The organism is Pseudoalteromonas sp. T1lg22, assembly GCF_002964645.1.
GTDB lineage: Bacteria > Pseudomonadota > Gammaproteobacteria > Enterobacterales > Alteromonadaceae > Pseudoalteromonas.
Genome location: NZ_PQBY01000027.1, coordinates 177816 through 198887 on the forward strand (window position 1 = coordinate 177816; position 21072 = coordinate 198887).

Genomic DNA, 21072 nt, shown 5'->3' on the forward strand with positions numbered 1-21072 from the left:
AACATTTTGTAAACGTAAAAAGTTGCACCTAACCCTTTGCTGCGCGACACTGCGTCGCGAAAATATAACAACTAGGATGAAACTATGCGTTTATCTCTTATTGGCGCCGCGATTTTAGCGACGACCATAAACTCAGCCCTTGCCGACGAAGGCATGTGGCAGCCGCATCAATTACCGCAGCTAGAGTCAGTATTAAAGGAAAAAGGCCTTGAAATCGACCCTAAAAACATTTCTAAGCTGACCGAATTTCCAATGAACGCTGTGATTAGCCTGGGTGGCTGTACGGCTTCTTTTGTCTCTCCTAAGGGCCTGGTTGTTACTAACCACCACTGTGCCTACGGCTCGATTCAGTACAATTCGTCGCCGGAGAATAATATTCTGCAAAATGGCTTCCTGGCAAAAACCTATGGCGAAGAGCTGCCAGCCTCTCCGGGCTCACGTGTTTATGTGACCGAAGAAGTAACCAATGTCACCGACAAGGTTAACGTCCAGCTCAACGACTCTATGGATGGTAACGCGCGCTACAAAGCCATTGAGCAAGCCCAAAAATCTCTGGTTGCCGAGTGTGAGCAAGGCGGTGGCTACCGCTGTAATGTGTATAGCTTCCACGGCGGTTTAGAGTATTACCTGATCAAGTCTTTGGAAATCCAGGACGTACGTTTGGTTTACAACCCGGCACAGGGGATAGGTAAATACGGCGGCGATATTGATAACTGGATGTGGCCACGTCACACTGGCGACTATTCTTTCTACCGCGCCTATGTAGGTAAAGACGGCAAGCCGGCGCCTTTCAGTGAAGAGAATGTGCCCTTTAGCTCGGATTCATTCCTAAAGGTCAGCGCCAAAGGCGTTAAAGAAGGTGACTTCGTTATGGTTACCGGCTACCCAGGTCGCACCAACCGCTATCGCACCAATGCCGAGGTAGAGCATCAATTTACCGAGGTGTACCCTAAAGCCAAGGCCTACCGTGAACAGTCCATGGATATCATCAAGGCCACCGCCGAAGAAGGCTCAAAAGCCCGTATCGCCTATGAAAGCACGCTGGCGAGTCTGGCCAACTATGCGAAAAACTACGGCGGCATGGTTAACTCGTATCAAAAAACCGATATGCAGGAGCGCAAGGATAAACTGGCCACCGAGTTGGCAAGCTGGATCAATGCTGATAAAGCACGTAAAAAACAATACGCTCATGTCCTTAAAGAGCTTGATAGCTTGATTGCCAAGTCACAGGCCAGCAGCGAACTGGATTTAATCCTGGGTTATTTAAACCGCAGCGCCATGATGTCAACGGCAAGCCGCTTGTATCGCCTTGCTAACGAGCAACAGCTACCTAATGCCCAGCGTGAACCTGGCTATCAAGAGCGTGATATGACCCGCTTCAAAGCCGGTATGACCAGCCTGTCGCGTCGCTATGACGATGCGGTAGATATGGCGCTAATGGCCCACTTTGTTGAACTTTACGCCCAACTTGAGCCGCAACAACGCGTTGCATCTCTGGATAAGGCACTTGGCTTAGACAAGGGCTACAGCAAGGAAAAAATGGCTAAGACCCTGGCCGCCATGTATAAAAACACCGAGCTTAACGATGAGCAAGTACGTTTGGCCTGGATGGATAAGTCGGTTACCGAGTTTAAACAAAGCGATGATGCCTTTATTAAACTGGCAGTTGCCACCTATGAGCAAATGCGTGAGCGTGAGCTAGAAGACAAGGCGCTAACCGGTGAGCTTAATAAAATTCGCCCACAATATATGGCCGCGATTATTGCTTACAACCAGGAACAAGGCCTGCCTGTGTATGCCGATGCCAACAGCACGTTACGTGTAACCTATGGCTCGGTTAAGGGCTACAGCCCGCGCGACGCCGTGACCTATACGCCGTTTACTACCCTTGAAGGGATCACCGAGAAATACACGGGTGTGGCACCTTTTGATGCGCCAGCAGCACAAATGGAGCAAATTACCGCCAAAAACTACGGTAGCTACGAGATGTCCAGCCTGGGTTCGGTGCCGGTTAACTTCCTAAGTACAGTAGATACCACAGGTGGTAACTCCGGCTCGCCAACGCTTAACGGTAATGCCGAGCTGGTGGGTTTATTGTTCGACGGTGTGAGCGAGAGCATCATCGGCGATTGGGACTATGACGCTAACTTAAATCGTTCGATTCATGTCGACAGCCGCTATATGCTGTGGGTTATGCGCTATGTCGATAAGGCCGATAACCTGCTTAATGAAATGGTGATAGTGAAATAAACTAATTCCACCGCGAATTATTCCATATAATTTAAAGCGCCACCCGGCGCTTTTTTTATGCGCATAAAAAATACAAAAACCACCTCATTTATGGCATTTATCGCGCTGACAATTTACATTTATATTTTAATCCCTAAACTATTGTACATATGAAGGGGTCTAATTTAGTTAGTCTACAAATCATTGATTTACGTGGACTCACTCAACTAGGCCTTGGCTCTAATGGGTTTAACAACTAGAGGTAGGCATGAGTGAACATCATGACAAGTACAGTATAGAAAATACCGATTACACCGTCGGCCAGGATAATGTGCAAAAGTGGGGGTTTGATGTTCATAACCCTGTTTTCGGCATTAGCGCAGGCCTTATCATCATCTTTTTGGTAGCTATTCTGGTTACCGATCCAGCCACCGCGAAAAAGGCCCTGGACGGCCTCAAATGGGACATCATAGGTAATTTTGATGTGTTATTTATGTGGGCGGCCAACCTCTTTGTGCTCTTTTGTTTGGCCTTGATCGTCTCCCCTTACGGTAAAATTAAACTCGGCGGAGAGTCGGCAAAGCCTTCACACTCGCGCATTTCCTGGCTGGCCATGCTTTTTGCCGCCGGCATGGGGATAGGCCTGATGTTCTGGGGCGTAGCCGAGCCGGTGGCTTATTACACGGGTTGGTACGAAACACCGCTAGGCGTCGAAGCCAATACTCCAGAGGCAGCGAAAACCGCTATGGGCGCTACCATGTTCCACTGGGGCCTGCATCCTTGGGCCATCTATGCGGTGGTTGCACTATCGCTGGCCTTTTTCTCCTATAACAAGGGCTTGCCGCTGTCGATTCGCTCTATCTTCTACCCCATCTTAGGCGACCGCGCCTGGGGATGGCCCGGCCATATAATCGACATACTTGCGGTACTGGCGACGCTATTTGGTTTAGCTACTTCTCTGGGTTTAGGTGCGCAGCAAGCCTCTGCCGGCTTTAATCATGTCTTTGGTACCGACGGTGGTGTTGGTTTGCAAATTGGCGTGATCATTGGTGTTACCCTGCTGGCCATTATCTCGGTGGTGCGCGGCATCGAAGGCGGGGTAAAGGTATTAAGTAACGTCAATATGATACTCGCCTTTGCGCTCTTGTTATTTGTTGCTCTAGTTGGCTTTGCCGCCGCCATGGGCAACTTACCGAACACCCTGCTTGGCTATATCGAAAATATTATTCCTTTGAGTAACCCGCATGGCCGTGAGGACGAAACCTGGATGCACGGCTGGACGGTATTCTATTGGGCCTGGTGGATTTCATGGTCACCTTTTGTTGGCATGTTTATCGCCCGCGTTTCCAAAGGCCGCACCATTCGCGAGTTTCTCATTGCTGTCTTGCTTATCCCGACCTTAGTGACCGCGCTTTGGATGTCCATTTATGGCGGTATCGCCATAGATCAAGTGGCCTCAGGCCTGGGGTCCTTAGGTGAAAAAGGCCTGACCGAGGTGCCGCTGGCCATGTTCCAAATGTTTGAACAGCTGCCTATGGCCAAGGTGCTCTCCTTTATCGCCATAGTGTTGGTACTGGTGTTCTTTATCACCTCTTCCGACTCGGGCTCCTTGGTTATCGACTCGATCACCGCCGGTGGTAAGGTGGATGCGCCGGTACCACAAAGGGTCTTTTGGGCCTCTATCGAAGGCGCGATTGCCGCAGCCTTGCTTTGGATTGGTGGTAAAGAAGCTATGGAAGCGCTGCAAGCTGGCGCCGTTTCCACCGGCCTGCCCTTCACCATAGTGCTGTTGCTGATGTGTGTGAGCTTGATTTTAGGTTTGCGCACCGAGCCCAGACCTTAAACCTGGGATTTGGGGATCATACGAAACGCCGCATCAGCGGCGTTTTTTTAACCTGAGGTTTGGATGAGGGATGAGCTAACTTATTGTTTTTAAATACTTACTATAAATTACCCCTTGTCTAGCCAGAGAGTTTTAGGGATAACCAGGCGAATTGATGCACCAATAGCTGGCTATTGGAAGTGAATTCAACGCAGTTAGCGCCAAAACTGGCTGCTAGAAAAGCATTCGCTATCCGAAGTTCAGGTTTTTTACATCCACAGCTGGTTGAGCTGGGTGTCACTGCGATAATGATAGCGCAACTGGGCTTGCAATAATTCGGCGGTAGCCAAGGCGTCTGTCATGGCATTATGCACACCATAAGGAGGCAAGTTATAGCGAGCACGACAATCAGATAGACGCAATGAGCCTATTTTCTCTCCCAGCAAGCGCCCGATAAATCCGCGCCGCGCCTTTAACGCCTGGCGCTCGATGGCCATGGTATCAATGAGCGCAAATTCAATGCTTTCGTTGATGCGTCGTAACAGGCTGTTGGCCAAAAATGGCCGCTCTATGGCATGGTAATGCACCACCACCACCTTTCCTGCTATAGCCGCCAACAAGGGTTCAAGTACCTTGCTTAAGTCCGGCGCATCTTCGACTTCCGAATGGGTAATGCCGTGGATCACTATGGACTGCTCCGCCAAATTTCGTTTGGGTTGCACCAACCAGTGACGGGCCTGCCGGCAATAAATGCGCTGCCAGGTAAAGGGCACCAGACCAATGCTGACAATTTCATCGCCGGCGCTGTCGAGCCCGGTGGTTTCAAAGTCCAGAGCCACAAACTGCGCCTCGCCCAGGGTCTGCTCACCGCTCGCGATGCCGGCTCGATAAAATTGCTGTAACTGGGGATGTTGAGCTTTATTGGCCAGCTGCTGGTAGCGTGCTGGCCAGTCTATGAGGTGATCTGACAACACTAGTTCAACCCATTACCGGTTTGATAACGGAACTTAAGAAAGCTTTGTGCCTTTTCTAAGATGGCAAAGGCTTCTTTTAAATTACGCTGCTCGAATGGCGATAACAAATTCGGATCCAGGTTGTTGTCCGGGTTTTCACCCTGCTCGATTTGCCAAGCCTGATGGCGAATGCGCATCATGGCAATATACTCCAGGGCATCGCGAAGATCCTGGGCTTTACCCGGTGGCAATAGCTTGGCATCGATAATGTCTTCCAGGCGCTCAAACGAATTTTGCTTACGCGAGCCAACCGCCAGGGCATGCACACGAATAACATCCGATAATGGCGCCGTACCGCGACGTTTTAGGTTCATGGAATGCTTGTGCTCGCCGTCGTGTTCTAACACAAAGCCCTTAAAAAAGCCCAGCGGCGGCGTGCGGTTACGGGCATTGGCCGCCAGGTTTGCCAAGAATTTACGATTGGCCCGCCCTTCCTTGGCGATATAAGATTTAAGCTCTTCCGCCCACTTGGTTTTGCCCCACACACCATCTAAATCGAAAAAGATTGAACTGTGTAACAGGGCTTGCGGCTTGGGCTCGGCAATCCATGTGGCGAATTGCTCGCGCCATTGACTGCGGGTAAGACGCCATTTTTTAAACGACGCCATGATCTCGCCATCGCAATAGGTATAGCCGCACGCCGCCAAACCATCACAGACAAAATCTGACAGCGCCTGAAAGTAAGCGTCATGCTCCTGCTCGTTAAAGCTATCGTCAAGAATAATGGCGTTATCCTGATCCGTAACTATGAGTTGCTCGTCCCGGGCCATGGAACCCAGGGCGATAAAACAATAAGGAACCGGCGGCGGCCCCAGCTTTTCCTCAGCCAGGGCCAGCAGTCGCTGTTTAAAGGTGCGGCCGATCACCGCCATGGCCGTACCTATCATATGCGAATTAGCATCTTCGTTGACCATGCGCACAAAGACATTGGGCAGCTGCTTGGCAAAATGAGTGAGATCGTCCACCGTTTGCTGGGCAAGAATTCCACGCACCAACAGCAGGCTGCTTTGCGATTCGTAACGCAAAATATCCGATAAGGAGATCACGCCAATGGGCTTGCGCTTATGCAAAATAGGCAAGTGATGAACATTGTCCCTGAGCATGGCCAGCACCGCCTCAAACACATAATCATTGGCATCGAGTAAGGTAAGATTAGTGGACATCACCTCATGGGCCGGCGTGACCAGGCTTTTCCCCAGCGCCACCACCTGAGAGCGAATATCCCTGTCTGTGATAATCCCCACCACCTGACCGTCGTCTTCTTCTGGGTCATCGCTAATGGGCTTGTTGGGATCGGTAACCAAGACACTGGAGATATGCTCATCGCTCATCAGCAGAGCCACCTCCTGAATACTGGCATCGGCGGAGACGGTCACAACGTCCCTGTGTAACAAGGCCTTAACCTTAGCGGTGGTTAAATCATTGCTGTCGGCTTGCTCGACTATGGCCTGGTGTAAGCGCACATTGCCATCGGCCTCAAAGTAATCGGCAAACACCTCGAATTTATCGCAGTATTCGGTAAATAGTTCCACACCGATGCAATAAACTAGGGTGTCTTCTATGGCGGTCACTGGAAAACGCACCTTGCGATTCATCAGCAGTCCCATCTGCCCAAAAATACCGCCGCTGTCCATACGGTTGTAAAGCTCACCACTGCGCCGGTAGGATTCCACCGCGCCGGAGCGAATGACATAGAGGTCGGCAATATCGTCGCCATAGTGAAGAATATCCGTACCGGCACGGAAATAAGCGACTTCGACTTGTTGCGCAAGATGGGCTAAGGCATCTTCGGGGAGCTCGTCAAAGGGTGAATGACTAGTGAGAAATTGAGCTATCTCAAGCTGCTCTGCCTGCATAGTGCATCCTTTAATCTGCGGCTAATAGGCTGAAGCTTAATATAAATTGGGGTAAAAAAAAATGTCCGCGATATTCGCGGACATTCAGATCAGGAGGCTTGCTCAAGCTCGGCGGCGAGTTGTTTACTCTCATCCGCCCTTGGCTTGGTAAAGCGTGCCAGGCCTAAATACACCACAGGGGTGAGGAATAAGGTAAAGAGTACCGCCAGGGCCAAGCCACCGAAAACAACCCAACCGATGGCGCTACGGGCTTCGGCGCCGGCGCCGGTAGAGAGAATCAATGGCAAGGCTCCGAGCAAGGTGGAAACCAAGGTCATGGTTATTGGGCGCAGGCGCACCAGAGCAGCCCGCTCAACCGCTTCACGCACCTGGTAGCCTTTATCTCTTAGCTGGTCGGCAAATTCCACCAGCAAGATGGCGTTTTTGGCGATAAGGCCAATCAACATCACCAGACCGATTTGCGAGAAAATATTGAGCGAGGTACCGGTGAGATACAAGGCCAAAATTGCCGAACTAATGCCAAAGGGCACAGTGATCATCACCACCACGGCGCTATTGACGCTTTCAAACTGAGCCGCCAACACCAAAAGCACTATGACAAAAGCCAGCACATATGTCAGCACCACCTCATTGGCGGTTTCCTCAAAGGTGAGCGCTTCTCCTTTAAAGGCCAGAGTTACGCTGCTGGGCAAGGTGTTTTCACCAATATCACGGAGCTGATCAACCAGATCACTCATGGCCATATCCGCTGGCAACTGCATATCCACTTCGATGGCGCGGCGCTGGGCATGGCGTCCTAACTCTGCAGCCACGCCTTCTTCACTGATGGTGGCCACCGAGCTTAGCGGTACCAGTTGACCATTGCCACTACCCACATAGAGGTTGGCCAGATCGCTTGGCGAATTGATGGTGCGGTTCTGTGCCTGCAACATAATAGGAATGGATTGGTCGCCAACGTTCAAGTCAGCTACATCGTCGCCGTTGATGGCGGCACGCAGGGTTACAGCGATATCACTTAGCTCTACGCCTAACTCCTGAGCGCGGCGGCGATCGATATTCACTCTGAGCTGCGGCTGCGACGGCTGATAAGAAATCCGCACCGGCGCCACCTCAGGAATGGCCTGCTCTACCGCCTTGACATAATCCTGGGCCGCAGCATAGATAAGCTTGTAGTCCTGACCTAACAAGGCCAACTCAACGCCACCACCTTGACCGCGTAAGTTCAGACTGTTTGAGCCAAATGCCCGCGCCGGAGCGCCGGGAATATCCCCTAAGGGGGCCCGCAGCTTGTTGATAATTTCCTGTTGGCTGAAATGGCGCTCGTCCCAATGCTTCAGCGGCACGGTAATAAAGACAATATTCGGATCCCATTGCCCCACCACGGTATAGATGGACTCGATTTCACCACTTTGCACATAAGGGAGAAGCACGTCTTCCATCTGTTTCGCCTGACGGTCCATAAAGTTCAGACCAACGCCATCCGGGCCACGGGCAAAGATACGTATTTTACCCCTGTCCTCAGACGGCAGAAGTTCATTATCAAGCTGTAAATACAGGGCTCCTGAGCCAGCGGCGACAAGCAGGGAAACGGCAAAGGTCGCCCAGGCATGGTCTAACACCTTGCTAATGCACCACTGATAAGCACCCGCCAATCGATTACCCAATTTAGCAAAAGGATGACGGCCACCGGATTTTGGCTTTAATTTTGAGGTTAAGGCCGGGACCAAAGATAAGGCGACAAAGCTGGAGATGATCACGGCCCCAGCCAGCACACCACCGAATTCACGGAATAAGCGCCCGGCGGTAGAAGGCAAAAAGGCGATGGGCACAAACACGGCGGCCAATACGGCCGTGGTGGCAACCACGGCAAAGAACACTTCCCGCGTGCCTACCACAGCCGCAGCGCGGCGGCCAAGGCCCATGCTGCGCTGACGCTGGATGTTTTCGCTCACAACTATGGCATCATCAACAATCAGGCCTGTGGCCAGTACAAGGGCCAGCAGGGTAAGAATATTGATTGAAAAGCCCAGCGCCCAAATAAGAGCAAGTGAACCGATAAGCGCCACCGGAATGGCAAAAGCCGGTACCAGGGTTGCCCGCCATGAGCCGATAAAGACCCACAGGGTGATCACCACCAGCACTATGGTCAGCACCAGGGAGTTAAGCACCTCATCCACCGAGCTGCGAATAAACTGGGCATCGTCCGAAGTCAGGGTAAATTCCATTTGCGGAAAACGCTCACGCATGCGCTCAAGCAACAAGAGAACTTCATCGGAAATTTCTATGGTATTGGACTGAGCCTGACGAATGACTTCCATGCCGATCACCGGCTTGCCGTCTAAACGCACCATGGAGCGCGGATCGGCGGGGCCAAAATAAACGGCAGCAATATCGGCAATACGGGTATCGCCGCGGACTATGATGTCCCCTACCTGCTCGGCACTGACAGAGGTGGCATCGGCACGTACGATAAGCTGTTGGTCATCGGATTTTAAGCTGCCCGCTGGCACATCAAAAGGCGCCTGGCGCAGCGCCGCCGCCACATCCGGGATAGTAAGGTTAAAGCTGCTTAGCTTTAAGGGATCGATGCGCACCCGCATCACCCGCTCACGATCGCCGTTAAGGCGCACGTCGGCAACGCCGGGTATGGTCAAAAACTGCGGCGCCAAGTCGGTTTCCACGCGCTCGGTGAGCGCTTCCAAGGACAGGGTTTCGCTGCTTACAGTCAGAGACACTACGGCTTCGGCATCATTATCGGCCTTGATAATGGACACCCGCTCTACCTCTTCTGGCAACTCTCTTTGTACCCGGGATACTGATTCCCGGGTTTCATTGGCGGCATCGTCGAGATTGATACCTGGGCGAAACTCAACACTGATACGGGCACTGCCCTCTTCACTTTGGGCGCGAATGGACTTAACACCACTGACGCGGGCCACGGCGCCCTCAAGTTTACTGGTGACTTCTGTGTCTACGGTTTCCGGTGAGCCACCTGGGAATGAGGCAGAAACGGTAATGCGTGGACGGTCGACATCCGGCAACTCCCGTACCTCAACGCCAGCAATGGCGGCGATACCGGCTATGATGATCAGCAGGTTCAACACCACTATTAGCACTGGCCGGCGTATCGCCATTGAAGGCAAGTCTTGAATTTGCGTATTAATTTGCTCGCTCATGGCTTAATTCCTCTCCGCCAACTGAGTCTGCTCAAACTTTACGCTTTGATTGGCGCGTAAACGCTGCACGCCTTCAACTATCAGTAGCTCGCCTTCATCTAGGGCACCGCTGACCAAGAGACGTCCGGAAAGGCGCTGGGCAATTTTCACATCCACTCGAGTGGCTACATTATCCACGCTTTTCCATACATAAGGGCCGGTTGCGCCCCAAAGTAGCGCCGCTTCGGGCACCACGGCATAGGCGTCGCCCTGCATACTTAAACGCACACGGAAGCTCATACCAGGAATATAAAGCGCGTCGGAATTATTTATCTGAGCTTTAACCCTAAGAGTGCGCGAGTCAGCATCGATACGTGAATCAAGCTGCGCGATTTTCGCTGTAATCGCCTCTTGTTGCTGCCAAGGCTGTACGCTCACTTCAGCGCCGGCTCTGAGCATGGTCAGGGCCGCCTCAGGAGCGTTGAAATTGATATACAAGGAAGTGATATCATCTATGCTGGCAATGGCGGTTTGCGCGCTGATGCGGTCACCCACCTCGACATCGGTAAGCCCCATCACGCCGGCAAAAGGCGCGCGCACCTGACGGTCTTCAAGCTCGGCTTGGGCCTTAGTCAGCGCGACCTTGGCCAGATCCCGTGCCGTTAACGCATTGTCTCTGTCACTTTTAGGAATGGCGCCCTTGGCAAAGCTGTTTTGCAAACGCTCCAGGGTGCGCTCGGCATCGGCCAAACGGATTTTGGCCTCTTCCAACGCCGCGCGCTGCAAGCGTGAGTCCAGCTCAAGCAAAAGCGCTCCCGATTCGACCTTTTGTCCCGGCGTAAAGTGAACCCCTGTCACCCTATCGCCCACAGCCGGATACAAGACCACTGAATGAATGGCCTCGGCACTGCCGACCGCCTGAACCTCTTGCTGTGAGTGCTCTAAACTCACATTTTCCACCACTACTTTGGTGGCCTTAGCGAGCGCTGGCATAGTGATTATTAAACTACAAATAATTGCACTGAAAAGCTGTCGCAAACTGAACCTTCCTTCTTGTTATATACCAACTCATGTCGGCTATTAGGGTAATTATCCTGTTGTGTGAGTGTAACAGCTCGTCGCTCTGAGACTCTCCCTAGCTTCGGTCAATTCCCGATATAGCGCGACTAGTTACATTAACGCATTACAGATACGTACTAATTAATAGCATTAGATCACAAATCATCGGCCTTGAAAGCCGGTTTTACATATCTTTACTTTCGCTGAACCGCGCTCGCATAATTGAGGGAGGAAATGGATTTGCACCCGCTTCCGGGAAAAGAATATTAAAAAAGGGGTCACATACCCCTCTATCTAGTCATTACATTTTTTTTGGTCAGTAACACCCCATCGACAACCATTTGGTACTGACCATCGACCTCCTGAGGCGGCTGCGTTACCGAAAAGCGGGTATTGATAAATCCAAAGCCAACGATAAAGTCGTCGCCTTCAAACTCTTGTAAAGCCGCGTTTATGGAGGTTGTGCCACCATTTTTAAGTCGTTTATAATCGACCGTGCCATCGGCGAGTATCAGTAACCTCATCTCAGGACTTTCCCATACACCTACGTAAGCTTGCCTATCCGAAGGTACTGGCTTGCTGCATCCAAATAGCAGCACGACCAAAAACGCAATCACGAGTCCTTTTTTCACTATTTATCTTCCTTTTTGTTTAATACTTCATTAAATACCTTGTCCCTAATCGCTTTATAAGCGCTGAAAACATTGTCGTTAGAGACATCATTGCACATCAATGCAAATGACAATTTTAATTGCGGATATCTTGCAAAATAGGTGGTAGTTCCAAGCCATCCCCCAGAGTGAGCAAACTCCCTGTACCCTTTAAATTCATTGATAAACTGACCATTGGCATAGCTGGATACAGCTGAGGGGCCAATATTGGAGTTAGGCGTGTTCATCATGGCTATCAACTGTTCTGGATCCTGACCCAAGCTTGGCGTAGTAAATTGATTATTCCAGATTAATAAATCGTCTAGAGTGGTATGCAGGCCACCATCCCCGACCCAGAATAGGTTGGTCATGTCGGTTACATAGGTACCGTCTTGCGCTTGTTTGTAACCCGAAGCTCGGTTTTTTACCACCTCGACGGGGTTATCACTAAAAAAAGTGTGTTTCATTCCCAATGGGGTAAACATCTGCTCTGAAGAAAACTGCCGCAGTGATTTGCCAGAAACCTTTTCGACGAGCATAGAAAGAAGAAAATAAGCCAGGTTCGAATATTTGAATTCCTTGCCGGGTTCCTGCGCTAACGGTACGGTTTTTACGACATCATAGAATTCATCAATGGTTAGATAATCTTCATTACCGAGACGAAATTGCCCTCCGGCCACGGATCTTAACTCTATTGCCTTATCACTTACTTCCCCTTCATAGGAAGGCGCAATAAGGTCATAATCTCCCATTCCCGCAGTGTGCCCTAACATTTGGCGAATACTGACCTTGCTTTGATACTCCCTTAGCGCTGGCAGATAAGTTCGAATGTCTTGATCTAAGTCGAGCTTTCCTTGCTGTACTAAGAGCAACACGGCCATAGCAGTAAACTGTTTAGAAACCGATGCCATTCGGTGAACCTGGTTGCCATCCAAGGGAACGTCTAACTCGAGATTGGCCAATCCATATCCGCGTTTGTGAATAAATTGGCCCTGATGACTTATTCCTAAATTACATCCTGGTGCGTCCTTGTCGATAGCAGCGTCCATGATGCTATCAATCTCCGAGCTAAGCGACGCGCTAGCAGTGTTTAAATTCAATGCAAGTAATATGGCAAGTGGCGCGCGTTTCATATCATCCCTCTACCGACAATGCGGTTTAATCTATTGCCAACAGAAGCTACTAACCTTCTGTTAATACAGTTCCTTTTCGTAAACTCTAAGCCTTAGCCATAAAAAAAGGAAGCGATAGTCGCTTCCTTTTTTAAGTATATAAAATTAAATTATTTATTTGCTGCGCGCTGTTGGTCTTTAAGCTGCTGCTTTAGCTCTTTGCGCTTATGCAGCATTTCCTGGGCTTCATGACCAATATGGCCTTCGCCACGCTCTTTGGCCAGCTCGATTTGCTTTTGACGCTCGGCAAAACGGGCACGCTGCTCATCGCTGACATTTTCGTGGCAGTGGTGGCAAGAAACCCCCTGCATATATTCCGGCTTTTGCTTGTCATCTTCGGTGATAGGCATGCGACAGGCATGGCATTGGTCGTATTGACCCTTGTTCAGGTCGTGATCAACGGCTACGCGGTTATCGAATACAAAACACTCACCCTGCCACATGGTTTCTTCTTTCGGCACTTCTTCCAAGTACTTTAAGATACCGCCTTCAAGGTGATACACCTCTTCAAAGCCCTGTTCTTTCATATAGGCGGTGGACTTTTCACAGCGGATACCACCGGTACAGAACATGGCGACCTTTTTATGCTTTTTCGGGTCAAGGTTTTGCTCGGCCCAGGCTGGGAACTCGCGGAAGGTCTTGGTTTTAGGGTCAACCGCGTTCTCAAAGGTACCGATTTCGATTTCATAATCGTTACGGGTATCTACCAATACCACATCAGGGTCGCTGATCAGGGCGTTCCAGTCTTTTGGCTTCACATAAGTGCCCACCACTTCACGCGGGTCGATACCTTCAACACCCATGGTAACGATTTCTTTTTTCAGCTTTACCTTGGTGCGGTAGAAAGGACATTCATCATCAAAAGATTCTTTAGAAACGATATTGTCCAGGTTCGGTTGCTTATCTAGCCAGGCCAGTAAGGCATCGATACCTTCGCGCTTACCAGCGACCGTACCGTTAATACCTTCATTGGCAAGCAATAATGTACCGCGTACATCATTGGCCAGCATCACATCAAGAAGAGGTTGACGAATTTGTTCAAAATTAGGAAGCGCGACAAACTTATAAAGCGCACACACGACGTATTGTTGTGACATTAATATACCTATTTATTTGCTTTTAACTCTACCGAATCGTAAATCCGGCGCATTAGGGAAGCGTATTTTACCCATAATGGCTGAAAACGCAAAATTAGCTGCCAGAGGGCCGTCGCAATACGTTATAATAGCGCTGTATTAACTGTATTTTTTGTTGGAGAGTGAATTTGCAATTCAGTGATTTGGGTATCGATACGCGCCTGTGTGCACAAATAACGCACCAGGGCATTACCACACCTACCGATATTCAAGCCCAAGCTATTCCCTTGGCGTTGGCCGGGTACGACTTATTTGCGCAATCAAAAACCGGCTCAGGCAAGACCTTGGCGTTTTTGTTACCTGCGGTACAAAGGGTGATGAAACAAAAGGCCTTATCGAAGCGCGACCCTCGGGTGTTGATCGTTACTCCTACCCGTGAACTTGCGACCCAAGTTTATACCCAACTGCGCTTGCTGATTGCCGGCACCGCCCTGAGCGCTGTAAAAGTGCTTGGCGGAGAGAACTATAACGATCAGGTGAAAGCACTGCGCAAAGACCCGCATTTTGTTGTTGGCACCCCGGGACGTATTGCCGATCACCTCGAAGACCGCTCTTTACACTTGGCCGGTCTGGAAATGCTGATTTTCGATGAAGCTGACCGTATTCTTGATTTAGGCTTTAGTGAGCAAGTCGAACTTATCAATAAAAGCGCCGACCACCGCCTGCGCCAGAGTCTGTTGTTTTCGGCTACCTTGGAGCACGCTCAAGTAGGTGCCCTATCGCGCAATTTATTGAAAAACCCTAAGGGTGTAAGCATCAGCGCCGCCACCGACGAGCATGGTGACATCTCCCAACGCCTGTATTTAGCGGATCATCTCGACCATAAAGAAGCCTTGCTTGACCATCTGCTTGCCAACGAAGAAGGCTTAGGTCAGTGCATTATCTTTACCGCCACCCGCGAAGATACCCAGCGCCTGTGTGATAAAATCAGCAAGCAAGGCTTAAAGGCCGTAGCGCTCGAGGGTACCCTGGCACAAAATAAGCGCCTGGATATCATGGATAGTTTCAGCCGTGGCCTTTACCAAGTGCTTATCACCACAGATGTCGCCTCGCGCGGGCTGGATCTTTTAAATGTGACCCATGTTATTAATTTCGATTTACCGAAAAACGCCGAAGAATACATCCACCGCATAGGTCGTACCGGTCGCGCCGGATTTAAGGGCTCAGCCATTTCCCTGGTAGGCCCGAAAGACTGGCAAAGCTATTTAGCCATTAACCAGTTTATGCGCCGTCCTCTGCCTTTTAGTGAAATCGAAGGCCTGGTAGGTAAATTTAAAGGCTTTACCCAGCCTAAGCCTAAGATCAGCACGCCTAAAAAAGCAGATAAAACGGCAGCACAAGGCAGTAAATCAGCAAAAGTTAAATCGCGTAAGGGTCCTGCCGCAAAGGCTAGAAAACCCATTGCCGCGCCATTTGACCCTAATGCCATGGGCTCACTAAAGCGTAAACCAAAACCGATGCAGGATGAGGAAGAATAATGAGTAGCTTAGGACAATGGCAAACCCTGTTTGTCGATGAAGTAGCCGGCGAAGGCCTGTATTTACACAGCCCAGACTTGGGTGAAGTATTCCTACCCGCAGAGCAGACCCCGGATGAGATTGAGCGCGGCGATAGCCTAAGCGTGTTTGTTTACCTGGATAACATGGGCCATCCAACGGCGACCCGCACTAAACCCAGAGCCCAGGTGGGTGATTTTGCCCTGCTCCAGGTAAAACAAGTGAATCAAATCGGCGCCTTTTTGGATTGGGGTCTAGAAAAAGATCTACTGGTGCCCTTTAATGAGCAAAAGCCACGCATGCAACCCGAGCGCAGCTATCTGGTAAAACTTTACCTGGATAACGCCTCAAAGCGTATTTGCGCATCGAGCAATCTTAACAAGTTTGTTGGTCGCGCCAAGCCAAATTATAAAAACGGGGATCAGGTTGAGATCATAGTAGCGGCGAAAACCGACCTTGGTTTTAAAGTAATAGTCGATGAGCTGCACTGGGGTCTTATTTTCCACAACCGCGTGCACCGTAACCTCTTTGTCGGCCAACGCTTAAAAGCCTATGTGCAGCAGTGCCGTGAAGATGGCAAAATTGATATCCTGCTCGAAGCGCCTGGGATGGCGAAAATCGATCCTCTGAAGCAGCAGATCCTTGATGAACTAAATAATAAAGGCGGCATCTTGCCCCTAGGCGATAAGTCCACCCCGGAGGCAATTAAGCGTCAGTTTGGCACCTCAAAAGCCAACTTTAAAAAGGCCATAGGCGGCTTGTTTAAAGACGGGCTGATTGATATCGAAGCCACACAGATAAAACTAAAAACGCGACCTTAAGGTCGCGTTTTTTTATTTAATCGGCTGATAGCTTAAATCTTCATAAGGCAGGGAGCAGCGTACATAGCGCTTAGCGTAATCAACCACCTCATCTCTATCCGTTATGGTTAGTGGTGCCAGGCGAAAAACACGTTCATTACACTCGGCATGCTTGATGTCATGAAGCTGCTCACAATCACTCACGGAGCGCTCGCTTTCAAGCAACCTGCTGGAGTTGCTGTCGCAAATAGCGTACACATGTTTTGTCAGCGCGTCTTTTAAGGCAAAAAGGTCAACCTCACCCTTTCTAGCCTCGGAGAGAACTAGATTCAGCGCTGAGGCATTACTTTGAGACCTTGTGTGTTCAAGGTAATAATACCCAGCCGCCGCCAGGGCAGCGATAAACACTAAATATTTCACCTTAGTCTCCTAGACTCTCATTGATGGCTTTCAATACGGCAACCGGGTCTTCAGCCTGGGTAATTGGACGCCCTATTACCAGGTAGTCGCTGCCGCTTTCAATCGCCTGCTTTGGCGTCATAATGCGCTTTTGGTCGCCCGCATCACTGCCTGCTGGTCGGATCCCCGGCGTTACCAGTTTAAAGTCAGCACCTAAGTGTTGCTTAAGCGCTTGCGCTTCTTGCGCCGAGCACACCACACCATCAAGGCCTGCCTGCTTGGCTAACTCTGCTAAATACAATACTTGCTCTTGCGGGGTCTTTTCAATACCTAATTGTTTTAATTGCATTTCATCCATGCTGGTAAGCACGGTCACGGCAATTAACAAGGGGGCTTTATCGCCAAAAGGTACTAATATTTCCTTCGCCTTTTGCATCATTTCCACACCACCGCTGGCGTGCACGTTAACCATCCATACACCCAGTTCGGCAGCGGCTTTTACCGCTTTAGCAACCGTATTAGGAATATCGTGAAACTTTAAATCCAGGAATACATCGAAGCCCAACTCTACCAATTGCTTTACAAATTCCGGACCGAAATGAGTAAACATTTCCTTGCCAACTTTAAGGCGGCAGCTATCCGGAGATAATTGTTGTACAAATGCCAATGCCTTGGCTTTATCATCGTAATCTAAAGCGATAAGAACTTTTTTAGAGTCAACAGCGTTCATGTTTTTCCTGTTTAAAAACCATCAAGCCCACGGCTTGGTTGCATAGATTCCCAATGACGACAAGACGGACACAACCAATAATGACTGTGACTTTGAAAGCCGCAATGCTGACACTGAAAATCTGCTTTGGTATCTATGTATGATTGAATAAGTTTATCTATTGGGTTTAGCGCTTCATCAAGCTGCGCGTTTTGCCCTGCAAGTAATTGTAGCAAAAAACGAAAGCCGCGAATATTAGGTTGTTTCTTTAAACTCTTGGTGATGAACTCAACCGCTTGTTTGCGCTGCCCGGCATCAAGCAAGTGCTGGCAATAGTGAATTTTAAGACCAATACCGCCTTTATCGACCAGCTCGGCCAACAAGTGTTCAAACTGATGCTCTAGCTGCAAATGGTGGTAGCTCTTGCTTAAGCGCTCAAGCACTAAGGGGGAGCTAAAGGTAAACTGGCAAATTAAATCACGCCAATAATGAATGGCCTGCACATAATCTTCGCGCTCATAGGCCAATTGCCCAAGTTCGTACAGAGGACGTACGCTCGGCTCACCCACGCCCAAAGCCTGCGACATTAGCTCAGGTGCATGATCCGCAGCACCGGCTTCACAATAAAAATTAGCTATGGCAATTTTTTGCTGACGCTGGGTAAATAGATGAGCATAACGCTGGTGCAAGGCAATGCCTTTGTGCCATTCACGGGTCTGCGAATACAAGGAAATTAGCGGTTCAAGCGCCTGAGGTCGTTTTTGCTTAATAAGAATAAGCAGGTGCTCTTCGGCACTGTCCAATAAGCCGGCAAGGATATAGTCCTGCGCCAACTCCAGGCGACAGGTCGTCAGCTGGTCCTCATTAAGATTAGGGTGTTCAAGCAATAATTCGTGGATTTTAATGGCACGATCCAGCTCGCCACGGCGACGAAACAAGGTCGCCAAAGTCAAATAATGCTCCACCGAGTCGGCGGATACTTCAAGAAGTTGAATTAGGTGCTCAAGACCCTGATCGTCTTCCCTATCGAGAAGAAACTTCAGGCCTTTGCTGTATTCTGCGGTGATTTTACGACTGTGCTGATGAGCTTGATTTTTAGCACTGTTTTTACCCATGATCCAGCCGTAACCGGCGGCTACGGGCAAGAGTAAAAACAACAGCTCCAGCATAACTAGTTATCTTTTAAAGATGCCAGAGCGGTACTTTGACTTTGCTCTTGGGCATTACGGGAAAGTTGCTCGTTCGTTTTTGCAAGCGATAGTTTTGCCACTTTAACTTTGAAAATAAGCGGAAGCTAACAAAGCAGCCTAAGACTAATCCGACAATAAAACAGACGCTCATTAGCGCGGCTAATGGCATGGTGGCGCTGGCAATAAGGTAATTGACCTGGACTAGCTGTGGATTTTGCGAACCTAGTACAAAGGCAATAAAAATACACAGTACAAACAGAATGAACTTTACAACCTTCACTCAGCGGTTACTCCATCCGTGATGATTAAATACTGGCGTTAACGCGGTCGCGTAATTCCTTGCCCGGTTTAAAGTGCGGCACGTACTTACCGTCTAGCTCAACGGTTTCCCCAGTCTTAGGGTTACGACCTGTGCGCGGTGCACGGAAATGTAGAGAGAAACTACCAAAGCCACGGATTTCGATGCGCTCGGCTTCAGACAATGAACCGGCCATCTGTTCTAGAATTTCTTTAACGGCATTCTCAACATCGCGGGCTTGGATATGAGCGTGACTTTGTGCAAGTTGTTCTATTAGTTCTGACTTGGTCATAATGTTTCCTTAGGGGCTTACAAAGGAAGGGCTTACGCCCTTCCTAAGACAAGACTAAATATTAGTCTTTCTGTGCATTTTTGAATGCAGCAGCCATAGCATTTTCGAACTGAGGCTCATCTGCCTTCAACTTCTCTAATGCTTCTTTTTCTTCAGCTTCGTAAATCGCTTTAACTGAAAGGCTGATAGCGCGGTTCTTACGATCTACGCCTACAAACTTAGCTTCAATTTCGTCGCCTTCAGAAACAACGGCAGTTGCATCTTCAACACGCTCTTGTGCAATGTCAGCTACACGGATGTAACCTTCAACGCCTTCGATAAGCTCTACAGTTGCACCTTTAGCGTCAACAGCAGTTACTTTACCTTTAACAATAGCACCTTTTTTGTTTGCGTCCAGGTAGTTATTGAAAGGATCAGCTTCGATTTGCTTAACGCCTAGAGAGATACGCTCACGCTCTGGGTCAACCTGAAGTACGATAGCAGTGATTTCGTCGCCTTTCTTGTACTCACGTACAGCTTCTTCGCCTGGAGTGTTCCAAGAGATGTCTGAAAGGTGTACAAGACCGTCGATGCCACCGTCAAGGCCGATGAAGATACCGAAGTCAGTGATTGACTTGATCTTACCAGTAACTTGGTCGCCTTTGTTTTGTAGACGAGCAAATTCTTGCCAAGGGTTAGCTTTACATTGCTTAAGACCTAGAGAAATACGACGACGCTCTTCGTCGATTTCTAGAACCATTACGTCTACGTTGTCACCTAGTGAAACAACTTTAGATGGGTGGATGTTTTTGTTAGTCCAATCCATCTCAGAAACGTGTACTAGACCTTCTACGCCTTCTTCGATTTCAACGAAACAACCGTAGTCAGTTAGGTTAGTTACACGACCAGATAGCTTAGCGCCTTCTGGGTAACGGTTAGCAATTTCTTGCCATGGATCTTCGCCAAGCTGCTTAAGGCCTAGAGAAACACGTGTCTTCTCTTTGTCAAACTTAAGAACTTTAACGTTGATTTCGTCGCCAACATTTACGATTTCTGAAGGGTGCTTAACACGCTTCCACGCCATGTCAGTGATGTGTAGTAGACCGTCAACACCACCTAGGTCAACGAACGCACCGTAGTCTGTAAGGTTCTTAACGATACCTTTAACTTCTTGACCTTCAACAAGGTTCTGAAGAAGTTCTTCACGCTCTTGTGAGTTTTCAGATTCGATAACTGCACGGCGAGAAACAACAACGTTGTTACGCTTCTGGTCAAGCTTGATTACTTTGAACTCAAGCTCTTTACCTTCAAGGTGAGTTGTGTCACGTACTGGACGAACGTCAACAAGTGAACCAGGTAGGAAGGCACGGATAGAATCAACTTCAACAGTGAAACCACCTTTAACCTTACCGTTGATAACACCAGTAACAGTTTCGTTTTCTTCACATGCTTTCTCAAGGCGGATCCACGCTTCGTGGCGCTTCGCTTTCTCACGAGAAAGGATAGTTTCACCGAAACCGTCTTCGATTGCATCTAGAGCAACATCTACTTCGTCACCAACAGCAACTTCTAGTTCACCAGCAGTATTTTTGAACTGCTCTGCAGGGATAGCACTTTCTGACTTAAGGCCAGCGTCTACAAGAACAATGTTGTTCTCGATAGAGATTACGGTACCTTTTACGATTGAGCCCTGTTGAGCTTCAAAACCCTGTAGGCTTTCTTCAAATAACTGCGCAAAATTTTCTGACATACTTAATACGTCTCTATAAGTTAAATTCTCCACGTCGCGTCACTGCTCAGCGGGGTTATTAATTAAG

17 protein-coding genes are annotated in these 21072 nt (G+C 49.3%); 4 read left to right on the top strand and 13 right to left on the bottom strand.

The window, feature by feature from the left end:
- Positions 1 to 84 precede the first annotated feature (84 nt).
- Positions 85 to 2250: a S46 family peptidase gene (locus tag C2M24_RS15295; RefSeq protein ID WP_105216047.1), complete on the top strand. Its 2166-nt coding sequence runs from the start codon at positions 85 to 87 to the stop codon at positions 2248 to 2250.
- A 247-nt stretch (positions 2251 to 2497) separates the two neighbouring features.
- A complete protein-coding gene (locus C2M24_RS15300) occupies positions 2498 to 4072 on the top strand; it encodes a BCCT family transporter (RefSeq protein WP_105216049.1) in 1575 nt (524 codons plus the stop codon).
- Between the two features lie 248 nt (positions 4073 to 4320).
- On the opposite strand, the gene C2M24_RS15305 is transcribed toward C2M24_RS15300, so the two are convergent.
- From C2M24_RS15305 to trhO, 7 genes are all read right to left on the bottom strand, one after another.
- Positions 4321 to 5022: a 3'-5' exonuclease gene (locus tag C2M24_RS15305; protein ID WP_105199093.1), complete on the bottom strand. Its 702-nt coding sequence runs from the start codon at positions 5020 to 5022 to the stop codon at positions 4321 to 4323.
- Positions 5023 to 5024: 2 nt separating this feature from the next.
- On the bottom strand, positions 5025 to 6920 hold the full coding sequence (locus C2M24_RS15310) for a DUF294 nucleotidyltransferase-like domain-containing protein (protein ID WP_105216051.1): 1896 nt from the start codon (positions 6918 to 6920) through the stop codon (positions 5025 to 5027).
- 89 nt (positions 6921 to 7009) lie between these two features.
- On the bottom strand, positions 7010 to 10096 hold the full coding sequence (locus C2M24_RS15315; protein WP_105216053.1) for an efflux RND transporter permease subunit: 3087 nt from the start codon (positions 10094 to 10096) through the stop codon (positions 7010 to 7012).
- 3 nt (positions 10097 to 10099) lie between these two features.
- Positions 10100 to 11068 carry an efflux RND transporter periplasmic adaptor subunit gene (locus C2M24_RS15320; RefSeq protein ID WP_105216055.1) on the bottom strand — a complete coding sequence of 323 codons (969 nt, stop codon included), beginning with the start codon at positions 11066 to 11068 and terminating at the stop codon, positions 10100 to 10102.
- A 356-nt stretch (positions 11069 to 11424) separates the two neighbouring features.
- On the bottom strand, positions 11425 to 11658 hold the full coding sequence (locus C2M24_RS15325) for a hypothetical protein (protein WP_233999564.1): 234 nt from the start codon (positions 11656 to 11658) through the stop codon (positions 11425 to 11427).
- 107 nt (positions 11659 to 11765) lie between these two features.
- Positions 11766 to 12917: a serine hydrolase domain-containing protein gene (locus C2M24_RS15330; protein ID WP_105216059.1), complete on the bottom strand. Its 1152-nt coding sequence runs from the start codon at positions 12915 to 12917 to the stop codon at positions 11766 to 11768.
- Between the two features lie 149 nt (positions 12918 to 13066).
- On the bottom strand, positions 13067 to 14053 hold the full coding sequence (gene trhO / locus C2M24_RS15335; RefSeq protein WP_105198907.1) for an oxygen-dependent tRNA uridine(34) hydroxylase TrhO: 987 nt from the start codon (positions 14051 to 14053) through the stop codon (positions 13067 to 13069).
- 167 nt (positions 14054 to 14220) lie between these two features.
- Between trhO and C2M24_RS15340 the strand changes: the two genes are divergently transcribed.
- On the top strand, positions 14221 to 15570 hold the full coding sequence (locus C2M24_RS15340; protein ID WP_105216061.1) for a DEAD/DEAH box helicase: 1350 nt from the start codon (positions 14221 to 14223) through the stop codon (positions 15568 to 15570).
- Positions 15570 to 16409, top strand: a complete 840-nt coding sequence (locus tag C2M24_RS15345; RefSeq protein ID WP_105198905.1) for a CvfB family protein — start codon at positions 15570 to 15572, stop codon at positions 16407 to 16409. The genes C2M24_RS15340 and C2M24_RS15345 overlap by 1 nt, the downstream gene beginning before the upstream one ends.
- 12 nt (positions 16410 to 16421) lie before the next feature.
- Here C2M24_RS15345 and C2M24_RS15350 read toward each other — a convergent pair whose 3' ends face one another.
- From C2M24_RS15350 to rpsA, 6 genes are all read right to left on the bottom strand, one after another.
- A complete protein-coding gene (locus C2M24_RS15350; RefSeq protein WP_105198904.1) occupies positions 16422 to 16808 on the bottom strand; it encodes a hypothetical protein in 387 nt (128 codons plus the stop codon).
- Position 16809: 1 nt separating this feature from the next.
- Entirely contained in the window at positions 16810 to 17517 is a 708-nt protein-coding gene (gene pyrF, locus C2M24_RS15355; protein WP_105198903.1) for an orotidine-5'-phosphate decarboxylase, read from the bottom strand.
- 11 nt (positions 17518 to 17528) lie between these two features.
- Positions 17529 to 18665, bottom strand: a complete 1137-nt coding sequence (gene lapB, locus C2M24_RS15360) for a lipopolysaccharide assembly protein LapB (protein WP_105198902.1) — start codon at positions 18663 to 18665, stop codon at positions 17529 to 17531.
- Positions 18666 to 18678: 13 nt separating this feature from the next.
- Positions 18679 to 18966: a lipopolysaccharide assembly protein LapA domain-containing protein gene (locus tag C2M24_RS15365; protein WP_105216063.1), complete on the bottom strand. Its 288-nt coding sequence runs from the start codon at positions 18964 to 18966 to the stop codon at positions 18679 to 18681.
- Positions 18967 to 18991: 25 nt separating this feature from the next.
- On the bottom strand, positions 18992 to 19276 hold the full coding sequence (gene ihfB / locus C2M24_RS15370; RefSeq protein ID WP_105198900.1) for an integration host factor subunit beta: 285 nt from the start codon (positions 19274 to 19276) through the stop codon (positions 18992 to 18994).
- A gap of 61 nt (positions 19277 to 19337) precedes the next feature.
- Complete coding sequence (rpsA, locus tag C2M24_RS15375) at positions 19338 to 21005, bottom strand: 30S ribosomal protein S1 (RefSeq protein WP_105198899.1); 1668 nt, start codon at positions 21003 to 21005, stop codon at positions 19338 to 19340.
- Between the last annotated feature and the right edge of the window lie 67 nt (positions 21006 to 21072).

Coding starts and splice junctions, on each gene's coding strand:
- pyrF (WP_105198903.1), bottom strand. CDS start 17,517: ATGAACGCTGTTGACTCTAAAAAAGTTCTTATCGCTTTAGATTACGAT.
- C2M24_RS15330 (WP_105216059.1), bottom strand. CDS start 12,917: ATGAAACGCGCGCCACTTGCCATATTACTTGCATTGAATTTAAACACT.
- C2M24_RS15300 (WP_105216049.1), top strand. CDS start 2,498: ATGAGTGAACATCATGACAAGTACAGTATAGAAAATACCGATTACACC.
- C2M24_RS15310 (WP_105216051.1), bottom strand. CDS start 6,920: ATGCAGGCAGAGCAGCTTGAGATAGCTCAATTTCTCACTAGTCATTCA.
- rpsA (WP_105198899.1), bottom strand. CDS start 21,005: ATGTCAGAAAATTTTGCGCAGTTATTTGAAGAAAGCCTACAGGGTTTT.
- lapB (WP_105198902.1), bottom strand. CDS start 18,665: ATGCTGGAGCTGTTGTTTTTACTCTTGCCCGTAGCCGCCGGTTACGGC.
- C2M24_RS15295 (WP_105216047.1), top strand. CDS start 85: ATGCGTTTATCTCTTATTGGCGCCGCGATTTTAGCGACGACCATAAAC.
- C2M24_RS15315 (WP_105216053.1), bottom strand. CDS start 10,096: ATGAGCGAGCAAATTAATACGCAAATTCAAGACTTGCCTTCAATGGCG.
- C2M24_RS15325 (WP_233999564.1), bottom strand. CDS start 11,658: ATGAGGTTACTGATACTCGCCGATGGCACGGTCGATTATAAACGACTT.
- trhO (WP_105198907.1), bottom strand. CDS start 14,053: ATGTCACAACAATACGTCGTGTGTGCGCTTTATAAGTTTGTCGCGCTT.
- C2M24_RS15320 (WP_105216055.1), bottom strand. CDS start 11,068: ATGCCAGCGCTCGCTAAGGCCACCAAAGTAGTGGTGGAAAATGTGAGT.
- ihfB (WP_105198900.1), bottom strand. CDS start 19,276: ATGACCAAGTCAGAACTAATAGAACAACTTGCACAAAGTCACGCTCAT.
- C2M24_RS15345 (WP_105198905.1), top strand. CDS start 15,570: ATGAGTAGCTTAGGACAATGGCAAACCCTGTTTGTCGATGAAGTAGCC.